This is a genomic window from Nocardia sp. NBC_00416, from assembly GCF_036032445.1.
Classification (GTDB): domain Bacteria; phylum Actinomycetota; class Actinomycetes; order Mycobacteriales; family Mycobacteriaceae; genus Nocardia.
In genome coordinates, this window is record NZ_CP107932.1 from 4,390,381 (window position 1) to 4,403,525 (window position 13,145).

The 13,145-nt window shown below is 70.8% G+C and carries 10 protein-coding genes and 2 pseudogenes; 6 read left to right on the forward strand and 6 right to left on the reverse strand.

What is annotated here, in order from left to right; all coding sequences use genetic code 11:
- Positions 1-38 precede the first annotated feature (38 nt).
- The 3 genes and pseudogenes from OG804_RS18820 (at position 39) to OG804_RS18830 (ending at position 3,255) form a co-directional block, all read left to right on the forward strand.
- Positions 39-1,127 carry a hypothetical protein gene (locus tag OG804_RS18820; protein ID WP_328388276.1) on the forward strand — a complete coding sequence of 363 codons (1,089 nt, stop codon included), beginning with the start codon at positions 39-41 and terminating at the stop codon, positions 1,125-1,127.
- Positions 1,128-1,440: 313 nt separating this feature from the next.
- Positions 1,441-2,115, forward strand: a pseudogene (locus tag OG804_RS18825) (DAPG hydrolase family protein); the annotation flags it as partial.
- 222 nt (positions 2,116-2,337) lie between these two features.
- Positions 2,338-3,255, forward strand: coding sequence for a ribonuclease Z (locus OG804_RS18830; RefSeq protein ID WP_328388280.1), 918 nt, complete (start codon positions 2,338-2,340; stop codon positions 3,253-3,255).
- 101 nt (positions 3,256-3,356) lie between these two features.
- Here OG804_RS18830 and OG804_RS18835 read toward each other — a convergent pair.
- A pseudogene (locus OG804_RS18835) lies at positions 3,357-4,217 on the reverse strand (sigma-70 family RNA polymerase sigma factor); the annotation flags it as partial.
- Between the two features lie 241 nt (positions 4,218-4,458).
- Here OG804_RS18835 and OG804_RS18840 point away from each other — a divergent pair.
- Genes OG804_RS18840 through OG804_RS18850 form a run of 3 tightly spaced genes read left to right on the forward strand, consistent with a single transcriptional unit; the run spans position 4,459 to position 6,652 of the window.
- Positions 4,459-5,631, forward strand: coding sequence for a serine hydrolase domain-containing protein (locus OG804_RS18840; protein WP_328388282.1), 1,173 nt, complete (start codon positions 4,459-4,461; stop codon positions 5,629-5,631).
- Between the two features lie 33 nt (positions 5,632-5,664).
- Positions 5,665-6,108 (forward strand): DoxX family protein, encoded by a 444-nt coding sequence (locus tag OG804_RS18845; RefSeq protein WP_328388284.1) that lies wholly within the window; start codon positions 5,665-5,667, stop codon positions 6,106-6,108.
- A gap of 28 nt (positions 6,109-6,136) precedes the next feature.
- Positions 6,137-6,652 (forward strand): carboxymuconolactone decarboxylase family protein, encoded by a 516-nt coding sequence (locus OG804_RS18850; protein ID WP_328388286.1) that lies wholly within the window; start codon positions 6,137-6,139, stop codon positions 6,650-6,652.
- A 67-nt stretch (positions 6,653-6,719) separates the two neighbouring features.
- Here the strand turns inward: OG804_RS18850 and OG804_RS18855 are convergent, their stop codons facing one another.
- From OG804_RS18855 to OG804_RS18875, 5 genes are all read right to left on the reverse strand, one after another.
- Positions 6,720-7,577 carry an alpha/beta fold hydrolase gene (locus tag OG804_RS18855; protein ID WP_328388288.1) on the reverse strand — a complete coding sequence of 286 codons (858 nt, stop codon included), beginning with the start codon at positions 7,575-7,577 and terminating at the stop codon, positions 6,720-6,722.
- Positions 7,578-7,677: 100 nt separating this feature from the next.
- Complete coding sequence (locus tag OG804_RS18860; protein WP_328398523.1) at positions 7,678-8,904, reverse strand: hypothetical protein; 1,227 nt, start codon at positions 8,902-8,904, stop codon at positions 7,678-7,680.
- 56 nt (positions 8,905-8,960) lie between these two features.
- Positions 8,961-10,472, reverse strand: coding sequence for a tetratricopeptide repeat protein (locus OG804_RS18865; protein ID WP_328388290.1), 1,512 nt, complete (start codon positions 10,470-10,472; stop codon positions 8,961-8,963).
- 1 nt (position 10,473) lies between these two features.
- Entirely contained in the window at positions 10,474-11,676 is a 1,203-nt protein-coding gene (locus OG804_RS18870; RefSeq protein WP_328388292.1) for a hypothetical protein, read from the reverse strand.
- An 11-nt stretch (positions 11,677-11,687) separates the two neighbouring features.
- Positions 11,688-13,010, reverse strand: coding sequence for a hypothetical protein (locus tag OG804_RS18875; RefSeq protein ID WP_328398525.1), 1,323 nt, complete (start codon positions 13,008-13,010; stop codon positions 11,688-11,690).
- Positions 13,011-13,145: the final 135 nt, after the last annotated feature.

The following is a 13,145-nucleotide window of genomic DNA, read 5'->3' on the forward strand; positions in this document are numbered from 1 at the left end:
CCGGCCTACGAGCCCTCGACGACGCACGAGGAGACGTGATGAGCACACCGCAGGACCCGCGAGAATCCGGCGAGACCCCGGAGGACAACAGCACCGACCGGTCGAACGCCGGAGCCGGATCGTCCGAACGGCCGGCGGACCACGCCGGGGAAACACGGGACGAGCCGCTTCTGGCGCCGGGGGCGCCGCAGCCGCCGGACGAGCCGCAGACCTCCGGCAATGCTCCGGAAGCCCCGCGACCGCATACCCCCGCCGGGGCGCCGGACGAACCGGCCGGTGCGGAGGCAGCCCGATCCGACGATCCGCCCACCGAGTACCTGCCGAAACTGCTGGGCCGCGAGTCCCGGCCGCCCGGCGACTCGTCCCGGCCGGGTGGCGAGCAGCCGTCGGACCGAGAATCCGACCGGGGCTCCGCCGCCTTCGCCCAAGGCTGGCAACCCGGCTCCGCCGAACAGCAACCGCCCGGTGGTGAGGTTCCGCCGCAGGCGTGGTCGGCCCGGCCCGAGGAGCATTCCCCGGGGCAGGCCTGGCAACCGCAGGCACCCGGCGGGCCGCAGGGTCACGGGCAGCCGCCGGGCGGTGCGCCCTACCCGCCGCCGGGCGGCGGCCAGTATCCGCCGCCGGGTGGGTACGGCGGACAGCCCGGACAGCCGGGCGGAGGTCAGGGCGGGCAGCAGCCCGGGGGCCCGTACGGCGGGCAACCCGGCTGGAACGCACCCGGTGAGCAGGCGGGATGGGGTGGCGCGCCGGGCGCGCAGCCGGGCTGGCCGAGCGGCGCCGCGCCGGGCGGACAACAGGGCGGATGGTCCGGCAGCGCCCCGGGGGCCGGGGGCTATCCCGCTTACCCCGAGCAGCAGTACCAGCCCTACGGCGCCACCCAGCAGCCCGAACGCTCGGGACCGCAGGTTCTGTCCATCATCGGTTTCGTCTGCGCCGCGGTGTCGCTGTTGTTCTGCCCGATCCTGTTCGGGGCGGCCGGGATCGTGCTCGGCGTGGTCGGGCATGTCCGCGGCGAGTCGCTGGGGAAATGGGCGGCCATCGCGGCGGCCGTGTGCCTGGTCATCGGTGTGGTGATCGGACTCGTCATCACAGGGACCGATATCGTGCCCAACGAATCCTTCGGCTGACCGGGCACAGATCAGAAGTCCGGACCGGGCATCGCGGCCGAGTCGGTTCTCGCGGTGCCCGGAAGTCCGGGTGGCCTGTTGTGCCGCGTCACAGAATCCGGCCGATGTCCGGGTCCCGATCGGGCGCGCCACCTATTTTCCGGGTATGTCGAGAGATCGGCGGCTCGACCGTCGTAGCGTGCTCACCCTGGTCGCGGCCACCGCCGCGGCGCTGACGTCGGGACATGCCGCGGCGAGCCCCACCGGTCCGCCGCCGGGCGCCCGGTACCGCGGCTATTCGCCGGAGGACGCCGCGAAACCCTTCGCGCGGTTCATGACCGAGCACACGCTCGCGCCGCTGGATTCGGTGGCGGCCGCGTGCGCCGGACCGCCCGTTCCGGTGGAACGGATCCCCGATTTCGCCACGCTCACCACCGATCTCGACGCCACCGGTTACTCCGCCGTCGAAACGGGCTACGGCCGGACGGCGGCGGGCGTGCTGTGGGTGGCGGCGCGCACCGAGATGCCGCGGGTGAGCGCCGCCATGTGGGATTGGTGGTTCGGCTGGCACTCGGTCGATTCGGCCCGCTACAAACTCTGGCACCCCGACGCGCACCTGTTCGCGAGTTCGGCGGTGGACCGAACCGCCGAACCCATCCCGGACCGAGCGAAGTACGTCGGCAACATCTCCTACGTCGACGAGTACGTCGGCCCGAAATTGCAGCAGCTCGCGATCGCGTTCCGCGATCCGGTCGCCCACGGATTCACGGTGCCCGCCGAGCAGACAGTGATCTTCGCGCGGGTGGGGAGCGCGGTGGCGCCGGTCGACCTCGGCTGGCTCGCCCATCAGGTGCGCCCGACCGCTACGGGCGCCGAGATGCGCAGCCGGTTCTATCTCAACCTGTACGGGCTGCACGTCCCGGATCCCGCACAGGCCGCGGGCGCGATCCTGCGCGGCGCCGCGGTCGACCCGGCCGACCTGGTCCTCCAGCTCGATCTGGCCCGCGATCTGCTGTTCCACTGCGGACAGGAAATGCACCACCTCGCCGGATTCCTCCCCGAGCTGTACGACGAGTTCCGCCGCTGACACCGGCGGGCCCCGCAATGCGGATCCCCGGTACGGAGGGTCGCGGCGGCCGATATCGTCGGGTTCATGCCCGACGAACAAGGCGGCCGCGCCGCCGAACTCGCGCCGATGACAGAATCGGCTCACCCGCAGGGGAGCCGTTAGATGTCACAGCGGGAACTGGTCGTACTCGGTACCGCGAGCCAGGTGCCGACCGCGCGGCGCAATCACAACGGCTATGTGCTGCGCTGGGGTCGTGAGGCCGTGCTGTTCGATCCCGGGGAGGGCACCCAGCGGCAGATGATCCACGCCGGGATCTCGGTAACCGATCTGACCCGGATCGCGATCACGCATTTCCACGGCGACCACAGCCTCGGGCTGGCCGGGGTGATGCAGCGGATCAACCTGGACCGGGTCCCGCACCCGATCGATGCCTACTATCCGGCCTCGGGCCAGCGGTTCTTCGATAATCTCCGCGACGCCACCGCCTACCATCGCACTGTGGAACCGCGGTCCCACCCGATTACCGGGCCGGGCGAGTTACCGGCTCCCGACGCCCCGTTCCGGATCGCCACCGCGCGCCTCGACCACCCGGTGGAGGCGTTCGGCTACCGGATCACCGAACCCGACTACCGGACCATCCATCCGGAGCGCCTGGCCGAACTCGGCCTGCAGGGCCCGCTCGTGGGCCGGCTGCAGCACGAAGGGGAAATCCCCTGGCGCGGGGGCACCGTCACACTCGAGGAGGTCAGCACGGTGCGGCGCGGCCAGAGTTTCGCGTTCGTCATGGACACCCGGCTCTGCCCGGCCGCCTACGAACTCGCTGCCGGCGTGGACATGCTCGTCATCGAGGCCACGTTCCTCGACGCCGACGCCGAGCTGGCCGCGGAGCACGGCCATCTCACTGCGAGTCAGGCCGGTCGTATCGCCGCCGCGGCCGGCGCGCGGACTTTGGTGCTGACTCATTTCTCCCAGCGTTACCGCACCCTGGACGCCCATTCGGCCGAGGCGCGGCGGGAGTTCGGCGGGGATATGGTGCTGGCCTCGGATCTGGACCGGATTCCGTTCCCGTCGCGGCGCTGATCTCGGCGGGCCACGAGGTCACAGTCGATCCCACCGGGATCCGACACCACCCGACCGGTTCCCGGTCCTGTGGTGTCGGATCCGAGGACGGCGCTCAGATCGATACCGGCCAGCCGCTCCGGGTCGGAGAGGATATCGATCGTCGTGACCCGGTCGCCCGCGACGGTGAAGCCGATGATCGAGAACGGTTCGCCGTCGAGAGTGTTGACCAGCCCCGCCGCACCGTCGATGAGCGCGGGATAGGTGGTGCACAGTGTGGCCATGCGGTGGAAAGTCCCGGCCTGCCCCGCGACGGCGGCCGCCCCGCGCAGCACACGCAGACCGCCCGCGAGCGCACCGGCGTCGGCCCGCAGTACGACCTCGGGATCCAGTAGGACCAGCAACTCCTCGAAATCGCCGCCGCGAGCGGCGGCGAGGAAGGCATCGACGACGCGATGGCGGTGGGCCGGGGCGGCGGCGGGGGCGCTCACCTCCGCACGGACGCGGCGGCGAGCTCGGCTGGCCAGCTTTTTCGCGGTCGCCGGGGTGCGATCGACGATGGGGGCGATCTGTTCGAAGGGCACCGCGAACATGTCGTGCAGGACGAAGGCGAGCCGTTCGGCCGGACTCAGCGACTCCGATACCACCAGCAGTGCCTGTCCCACCGAATCGGCGAGCAGCGCCTCCTGCTCCGGGTCGAGCGGACGGCCGACGATCGGGTCCGGTAGGCGACCGGCCTCCAGTGGCTCTTCCTGACGAACTCTGCGGGCGCGCAGCATATCCAGGCAGACCCGCCCGACGACAGTGGTCAGCCAGCCGCCGAGATTGGCGATATCGCCGGTGTCGGTGCGCACCAGGCGTAACCATGTCTCCTGCACGGCGTCGTCGGACTCGGCGAGCGATCCGAGCATCCGGTAGGCGACCGAACGCAGATGTGTGCGGTGTTCTTCGAATCCCTCGGCCAGGAATTGCTGGTCGTCCACGGGTCCTCCTCGATGGGTGTCCGTAGTGATGACGAACCGGCGCCGGAAATCGTGACCGAGGCCGCGACTGCTGCGGACCGGCACCACACCGCCGCACGCGCCAGGGACACATCTGCAATCCCTGACCAGCACTTATCCATATCCGGTCACCTTTCGCTCCCGGCCCGCGTCAATGCATCGAACACAATTCGCGGCCGGGTTCCGGCTCCGGCCGCGCCACTGATACCGAAGGGAGCGACCCGTGAGCACGGTCGAAATACACGGCACCGTCGCCGAAGGATTCGAGGAGGTGCGTGCCGAGTTCGCCGCCGTCGTGGCGGCCGAGAACGGAGAGTCCGGCGCTCAGCTGGCCGCTTTCGCGGGCGGCCGACCGGTCGTCGACCTGTGGGCCGGACCCGAGGTCACCGCCACCACGCTGACCGGTCTGCACTCGTCGACCAAAGGGGCTGCGGGCCTGGTGGTGGCCTCGCTGATACAGGACGGCGTGCTCGACATCGACCGGCCCGTGGCCCACTATCGGCCGCGGTTCGGGGTGGCGGGCAAAGCGGAGATCACAGTGCGGGATGTGCTGGTTCACCGGTCCGGGCTCATCGGCGCCGACGGCGGGTTCACCGTCGCCGAACTCGCCGACGACCGGGTGGTCGCCGAACGGATGACCGGGCAGCGACCCTACTTCGCCCCACGCACGGCACACGGTTACGGCGGCTTCGTCATGTACGCGATCCTCGGTGAGGTCGTGCGCGAGATCACCGCGGAAAGCATCCAGCAGCTGTTCGAAACCCGCATTCGCGTCCCCTACGAACTGGATGTGTATCTCGGGCTGCCCCCGGACCTGGACGGCCGCTACCTGCCCGTGCTGCCGTGGCGGGCGACGCCGGAGGCCGAGGCGGCCTTCAGGGCGAACGCGCCGGGCCCCTACAGCCTTCCGGGAATCGCCTACAACCTGAACGCCCGCGGATTCACCCCCGGCGATGTGATGTCGCTGCCCAATGATCCACACCTGCGCCGTCTGGGACAGGGGTCCGCGGGCGGGGTCGGCAGCGCCCGCGGACTGGCGGCGATGTATGCGGCGGCGATATCGGGACTCGCCGGACGGCCGCCGCTGCTGTCGCTGGACACCATCGCGAGGATCACGGAAATCCATTCCAGTGGAAGGGATCTGGTGCGCGGGGACGATGCGCCCTACTCCCTCGGCTTCGAAGCCAAGGGGCTGATCCATTCGTTCCTCGGCGTGCACGCCTTCGGCCACGCCGGGTCGGCGGGCTCCGACGGATTCGCCGACCCGCACAGCGGAATCTCCTACGGCTATACGCGCCGGCGCGCCGCGTTCGCTTTCAGCGCTCCGGAGAACGCCCGGCTGGCCGCGGCGATCCACCGTGCGGCCGCCCGCCGCGAAGGTTCACGGGCCGCCTGACCGACGTCTCGACAATTCGGAGTGATAAACACCATGACTCGCAGCAACTCGATTCCGCGATCACGAGCAGTGCGGCTCGCGCAGGCGATTCCGGTCGCCGCGGTATTGGCCGAGACCGCGGTCGGCGCCTACTGGGATCTGGCCCGGATCGATTATGTCCGAGACGCATTCGACCGCCTCGGGTATCCGATGTACTTCGCGACCGTGCTCGGCGCCGCCAAAGCCGCCGCTCTCGCCGCGCTCCTCACCCCCGGCCATCCGCGCACCAAGGAATGGGCCTACGCCGGGCTGGTCTTCGTCTACGGCGGCGCCGCCGCCTCGCATCTGGCGGTCGGCGACGGACCGGACAAATGGGCGACACCGGCAGCGTTCGCCGCCTGCACCTTCGCCGCCCGCGCCTGGCTACCGCAGGCCGGAGTCGCTCTCGCGCGGCGCGGATTTCCGGGTGCCCGCCCGAACCGTCTCCAGCACAACTGATTTCACCACCCATCGAGAGAGGATCACCATGCACACCTATTCGATCGCCGCGAGGGCGGCGACCGCCTCCCGTCTCCCCAACCCCCAGCAGCTCGTTCCGGAGCTGGCCGAGGTCGGCGCGGCGTTGTTCAAGGCCACCGGCAACGGTTCGGTACCCCGGGGCACCATCAGCCTGGTCCAGCTGCGCGTCGGGCAGATCGTCGGCAGCACCTACCTCACCGTCCTGCATTCGGGAAATCTGCGGACCGCCGGTGAATCCGAGGAGCGGATCGCCGCGGTGGCGACCTGGACCGACGCACCCCATTTCAGCGAAGCCGAACGTGCGGCGCTGGCGTTGGCCGAATCGGTGGTACAACCGTCACCGCACGGCGAGCGGGTATCCGACGAGCTCTACGCCGGGGCGGCGCAACACTACGACGACCGAGCGCTGGCGACGCTGGCGATGGCCATCGGCCAAGTGAATTTCTTCGTCGCGCTGGCAGCCGTCGGCAAACCGATTCCCGGCCGCCCGCCCGCCGAACAGTGGACACCGTTGCAGGGCTGACGAATTCGACGGGCGCGGGGTTCGGCGGGGTCACCGGCCGCCGCCGCGTCCGTCGTCGCCGCACCCCCTACGTCCCGGCTGCCGACGGCTCCCGGGACGCGGCGAGAACGGACCGGATCCGGGTGGCGTAGGCGCTCGGATGGGTCATATTGCCGTTGTGCCCGCCGGCGAAGGTGACCAGCTCGGTATCGAGCACGGCCGCCAGTTCGACAGCGCATCGACGGTCGAAGACGTGCGGCGGCGTGGTCGCACCCGTGGCGGGGACGATGCGGACCGCGGTACGCCGCAACCGCCCGGTATCGAGGCTGTCCCGCTGTATCGCGGCGAAATCGTGGCCGAGGAAATATTCGAAGTTCGCGGCCCGCTCGGCGGTGAGCTCGGGCAGCCGGACCCCGGGTTCGGCGTCCTGCCGGGCGGGATCGATCCCGAGGGTGCGCGCCATCGGCGCCAGCGCGGCGCGCCATCCGTCGGCCCGGAAGACCTGTCGGCAGTGCTCCAGTTCGGCCAGGTGCGCCGCGCGCTCAGCGGGAGCGAGTAGCCAGGGGGCCACCGGTTCGTGCGCGATGAGGGTGTCGAGCTGCTCGGGATGGTCGGCCGCCAGGTGCAGGCCGATCACCGCACCCATGCTGCAGCCGAGCATTCGGGCGGGCTCGCCGGACACCGCGGCGAGCAACCGGTGGGCGTCGTCGGCGTGGGTCGCCAACGACGGCGGCCGGGAATCGTCGTGGATCGTGCTGCGGGACAGCCCGCGCCGATCGTAGGTGACCACCGTGAACTCGTCTGCCAGGTACCGGACGAGATCTTCGGTGCGGTGCGCGTCGCCTTCCCCGCTCTGCGAGATCAGCAGCACGGGCCCACGGCCACGCACTTCGTAGTAGAGACGAGCGCCGGGGACGGACAGGGTGGCGGTTTTCATCGTGGTCATGACACACACCATATTCCATCGGTTTTGATACATCAATACAGATGCATCAAAACCGATTAATTGCTGCGCTGCGGCGGGATGGTCGCTACTGCCGAGCCGGTCACGTCACGAAGGTGGAGAACGCCGCCCACAGCAGCGGCGAATTCTCGATACCACCCGCCGCCCGCCAGACTCGTAGCCGATCGCGCTGCCATTCAGCCAGCGCCGCCGCCGGATCGACGGTGTCGTGGGCGGTATCGACGGCGCAGACGACCTCCTGCAACGGCGTCGCTGCGGCGGCGCCGCCGAGCCGTTGGAAGGCAAGATCGGTGGGCAACGGCCAGCGGGTGGCGGTGACCAGTTCCGCGCCGCCGGTGATCATCGCGGCGATCAGGCCGAGCGCTTCGGTGAACCGCAGATCGCCGCCGCTTTCGCAGGCGACGAGCGCGACCCGGCTGGGTATGGGCCAGAGTTCCGGCCCGGCGGTGGGTTCCGGATCGATCGTATGGGTGCCCAGGAGCAGATCTTTCGCCGAGAAAGGACGGTGCGTGCGCTGCGGTTCGGCGAACCCGGCGGCCTCGGCGGTACAGGCCAGGTGGAGTTCGGCGTTCTCGCTCTGGCCGGATTCGGGGCGCGCGGCGGTGACATGGCCGACGTAGAGCAGTCGGGACGCCCCGGCGCGCAAGGCGTGGGAGAGCCACCCGCGGTCCAGGTCGGTGCGGCGGAAGATTTCGGTCGGGTCGGTGACCGCCGGCCGCAGTCGGCCCGAATTCATATGGTCCGCGATCCGTCCGGCGAGCGGTGTCGAGTGGCTCATCCGCCCCAGTACCGAGCCGAGGGCGGAGTCGGCGCGGAAACCGGGCACCCGTGGATCCAGCACGGCCACCACCGGTAGCTCGCGCGAGTCGTGCCAAGAGCGCGGAACACGGTTGGGTGCGTGCACGATTCCGGCCGGGGCCAGCAGGCTGATATCGGCGATATCGATCAGCCGCGTCGCCGGCGCGGGAGCGAGGATCTCCCAGGGCACCTGCGCCACCCGTGGCGACGGCTGGAGCCGGATGAGAGGCCGGATCCCCTGCTGGTAGAGGTGGTGCAGCTGCCCGGCCAGGTCGTAGGGCAGCAGCGCCCGGGAGAGGTCGCGCGCCAGCAGGTATTCGGAATCGGGCGCGGCGAGAGCGCCGGTGGTGAGGGATCCTTCCAGACCGCCGGGAACAGCCGGGTCCGGGAGGGCAGCGGCCAGTGCCCGCACGGCCGTATCGATATCGGCCCCCGGCAGGGCCGCGACGCCGGGCGCGGCGGTATCACCGGCCCAGCGCCAGGACATGTACACCTCGCCCGCGTCGGCCATCCGGACCACCACGGTCGGCTGATCGGCCGCCACCGCGCCGCAACGCGCTTGCTCGCTCACGCCGGAACCACCCGGTCTTCTCGGACACGCTGTCCGTAGCGCTGTTCGGCCGCCGCGATGTACTCCCCGAGCGCGATCCGCGCCTCGGGTCCCACCGCCAGTCGTGGTGGCGGGGTCACCGGCAGCCCGGCGGCCGCCGCCACCCGCGCCAGGGCCGAACCCAGATGCAGCGGACCGGGTCGCGGATCGGCGCCGGTGGGCGGATTCGGCGTATCCAAGGGGAATTGGGGGCGCTCCGCCCGCCCGGCCGTATTCATATCCAAGGTGGTTCCGGCACATTGTGTTTCGATCAGATCTGCGAGCAGGAGCCCGTCCTGGCAGAGATGGGCGAAGCGGAACGCCAGCCGCATCGCGGGATCGGCGACCTCCCGATTCCACTGTTCGCGCTGATTGCCGTTGGGCAGCGTGTAGCGCACCGCGTCGATCGCGATCGCGGCCGGCACCGCCAGCGCACGGCCCAGCGCGGCCAACTCGGCCGGTAGTGCGTCCATATCATCGATCACCATCTCCACCAGCACGGCATGCCAGTAGTCGAGCTGCGCGCACTGGAGGCCGAGACCGCGCTCGGCGTACACGGCGAACGCGTCGGCGAGCAGTAGCTGCCCCGCACCGACCCGGCCGCAGGCGTACTCCAAGGTGGCGAGTCGACATTGCACGGCAGCGGTATCCAATACGGCGCCGGAAGCCCGGAAACAGTCGAGGCTGCGCCGATACCACGCGTCGGCCCGATCGATCTCCCCCCGGCACTCGGCCAGGAATCCGCGGATCTTCCAGCCGATACCGGCGCGGTAACCGAGTCCGGCGCCCTCGTAGTACGCCTGGCTGGCCAGAACCAGTTCCTCGGCCTCGTCGAGCCGGTCGAGCCGACTGAAGATCTGAGCCAGGTTCTGCTGGGTATCGGCCACCGCGTTGTGGTCGCCCGCCGCGGTGAAGGCCGCCAGCGCCTGCTGCGCGAAATCCACGCCGAGGTCGCGCCGACCGGTCTCGAAATACGCGCCGGCCAGGTTCATCAGCGGATGCCCGCACAGGTGTGGAGCGAAAAGTAGGGCAGCGTCGAGGGATTCGGTGGCGATCTCGATGACCCGGCTCCACTGGCTGCGGTGCGTCGCGACCGCACTCAGCGAGAGCAGGCACGATACCCGCAGCACGCCGAGGTCTTCCGCGTCGGTGAGCAGGTCCCGCGCCTGCTCGAGTACCGATTGCGCGTCGTCCAACGCGCCGAGGTGCTGGAGGGCCTGGGAATAGTTGATCAGTGTGGACGCTCGTTTCTCCGTGGCGTCGTCCGGGATCTCGGCGAGCGCCCGCCGGTACCGTGCCGCCGCGCCCTCGTGGTCACCGAGTTCGTCGTACATACTCGCGGCATTGATCAGCGCACTGGTCCGTACGCCGTCGGCCGTGGTGGCCACGGCGTGTTCGAAGATCCGCAACGCCTCGGCGATATCGCCGCCCTGGTAGGCGGCGGCGCCCTCGTACAGCAGCTCCAGACCGGGTGGGTTGTTCTCGCTCATCTCAGAAATCCGAATCCGCCTCGGCTGCCGCTGTTTCCGCATACAAAGGTGCGATGTCCACGAGTTCGGGCGCAGCGCCGGTAGCCGCCCGGGGCGACTCTGCGGCGCGCGAGGTGACGCCCGAGCCGGGGAGTCCGGCACGCCGCAGCCGGGCCTGCGCGAGTTCCCGGATACGCCCGCGCTGCCGGGCGTTCGCTGCCGTGACGTCGCCGGAACCGGTAGGCCCCGGGCCGCCGGCATCGGTGTCCGGCGGACCGCCGGTGGGATAGGGCCGCGGGAGCGTGTCACCCGGCGCGGCGGGGCCGACACCGGGGACGAAGACCTCGACACCCGATACCGAATCCGCCGTATCGGCGACAGTCGCCGTCCAGGTGTCCCCGCGCAACACCAGCGCGGTATCGACACTCCCCGCCGGGGTGCGCACCAGCGCGTGGGGACGCAGATGCCCGGGCAGATCCGCACCGGCGCCCGGAGCGGCCACCGCCCGTACCCGCACGACATTGCCGCTGCCGATCCGCACGAGTTCCCAGGACACCGCGTGCTCGGACGCGTCGACGACACCGGGCGGGCAGTGCCGCCAATCCCAGCCGGCACTACCCCGACCGAGGGTCAGCGCCCCGGGCGCGTCCCGCGATTCGGCCCCGGCGGCGAGAGCGTAGTCCGCGCGGGTCTCGTCCGGAACGTATCCCGGCCCGGACCGATCGACGCCGCCCGGAGAGCCGGCTCGTGCGGTGGTATCAGCGGAGTCGACCGGCGCGCGGACATCCGCACCGTCGACCACGCTCTCACAGAACTCGCTCAACTCCACGATCTCCCCGTCGAGCACTCGGGCATCGAGAGCGGGGATACCGTCGACGATCGACGCCGGCCACCAGCGGGCGGCCCAGTGCGCGTACCCGAGCCTGCGCACCGCCGCCGCGAGTTCGGGCCGCTCGGGCCGGGCGGGCAGCTCGACCGGGCCCGTGTAATCGTCGGCCGCCACCGCCACGTCCGCCCCGTAGAGGGCCCACAGCCATTCCTGCGCGGTATCGAGATCGTGCAAGGTCGCCGCGGGAACGCGCTGATCGGCCAGCAGACTCCAGCTCAGATGACCGCCGGCGACCTCCAGGACGGCGGTGTCCAGGCCCGGGTCGGCATCGGTCGTGGCCGGCGCACCAGGTGGCGCGATCCGCCACAGGGTCGTCTCGAGTCGCTCAACACGCACGGTATCGACCATCAGACCGCCCTCGACTCGGCCGATTCCGGCACCGCCGCCCGCGCGCTCAGCGCCTTGCGGACTCTGGCGCGATGGTCGAGCACCACCGAACGCGCCACACCGTCCAGCAGATCCCACAGCTCCCCGGGTTCGGTGACCGGCAGCTCCCGGACATCGCGCCCGTGCAGACGCACCCACAGCCGCCTCAGGTACGGACGCCAGGGGGTCCGCAATTCGGCGGCGATGACCGACAGCGGATCCCGATCCCCGGACACCGGGTGGATCGCCAGCCGCCGCGCCTGGAGTACGTATGCCTCCCGTCGCCAGCGACCGTTCACCAGATCGTGGGCCGCCGACACCCCGGCCGCGGCGGGCCGGGAGCGGCCCGGTGCGCGCACCGCGAACGGAGCCAGGCCGAGCGCGAGTTCCACCCCGGCGGCGGCCGCGACCCGCAGCGATTCGCCGAGCAACGCCCACGGCGCACAACTGCGCGCGATCTCCGTGGTGACCAGATCCGGGATGGGCGGCAGCTCGGCGCGTTCGGCCGAGGCCTGCAGCACCGTGAAAACCCGTTCGTAGACGGTGCGATCGAACGGTAGTCCGAGACCGGCCGTGGAGGCGGACTCGCCCAGCGCCGGCCTGCGCGGCACCGGGTACTCCGTCAGGCCGAGCGTCTGCGCACAACGCGCGCGCCACAGCTCGATACCCGAATGCGTGCCGGCGTTCCCGGCGATCAGCCGGCGCAGCAGGCGCTGCCCGGCGCCGGTATCGGTCACGGTCCGGGTGGCCACCGCGCATTCGAGCAACTGCCGAAGCTCCCCCTCGTGCTCGACCGGCGCCGCCGGAGGTGCGGGCCGGCGCCGCCACGCGATGTCGACGAGCTCGTCCAACCCGGCGGCCCGCGCCGCATCGGTGAGGTGCTCCCGCAATGCCTGCGTGGTGCGGCCGGCCGCGACCCCGTGGATCTCACGCAGCACCGCCTCGGCCCGGACCCGGTCCCGATTCGGGTCGGGATGGCCGCGCGTGGCGGCGAGTTCGAAACAGCGTTGGAAGTACAGGTCCTGTGCGGTGCCCTCGGTGATCCGCAACCTGCGGCGGACCTGTTTGAGCAGCGTGAACCAGGCCGCGGTCGCCCGCAACGCGTCCGCGTGCGCGTAGACCCGGGCGGCCAGCAGCGTCGCGCCGTCGGCCGTCAGGACGGCGCCCCCGCAACTCGGGTACTGGACCGGCCGAATGACCAAGGGGTCGAGGATCAATTTCACGGTCCGGCGCAGGGGCCCGCCCGCGGACCCGCTCAACGCCGCTACACCTTCGAGACCGCGCCACACCTCATCGAGCACCATGGCCCGCGGTCGTCGCATGTGCCCAGGTTATCGGAGTTCCACCCGTGTGTCGGGGCAGAAAGTTGGGATCGGTAGGCGGCCGCGGATTCCTACCTTTCTCGTAACGGCCCGGCCATCGGGCCGGACCACCGAGAG

Coding starts and splice junctions, on each gene's coding strand:
- OG804_RS18820 (WP_328388276.1), top strand. CDS start 39: ATGAGCACACCGCAGGACCCGCGAGAATCCGGCGAGACCCCGGAGGAC.
- OG804_RS18830 (WP_328388280.1), top strand. CDS start 2,338: ATGTCACAGCGGGAACTGGTCGTACTCGGTACCGCGAGCCAGGTGCCG.
- OG804_RS18845 (WP_328388284.1), top strand. CDS start 5,665: ATGACTCGCAGCAACTCGATTCCGCGATCACGAGCAGTGCGGCTCGCG.
- OG804_RS18850 (WP_328388286.1), top strand. CDS start 6,137: ATGCACACCTATTCGATCGCCGCGAGGGCGGCGACCGCCTCCCGTCTC.
- OG804_RS18855 (WP_328388288.1), bottom strand. CDS start 7,577: ATGACCACGATGAAAACCGCCACCCTGTCCGTCCCCGGCGCTCGTCTC.
- OG804_RS18860 (WP_328398523.1), bottom strand. CDS start 8,904: ATGGCCGACGCGGGCGAGGTGTACATGTCCTGGCGCTGGGCCGGTGAT.
- OG804_RS18865 (WP_328388290.1), bottom strand. CDS start 10,472: ATGAGCGAGAACAACCCACCCGGTCTGGAGCTGCTGTACGAGGGCGCC.
- OG804_RS18875 (WP_328398525.1), bottom strand. CDS start 13,010: ATGGTGCTCGATGAGGTGTGGCGCGGTCTCGAAGGTGTAGCGGCGTTG.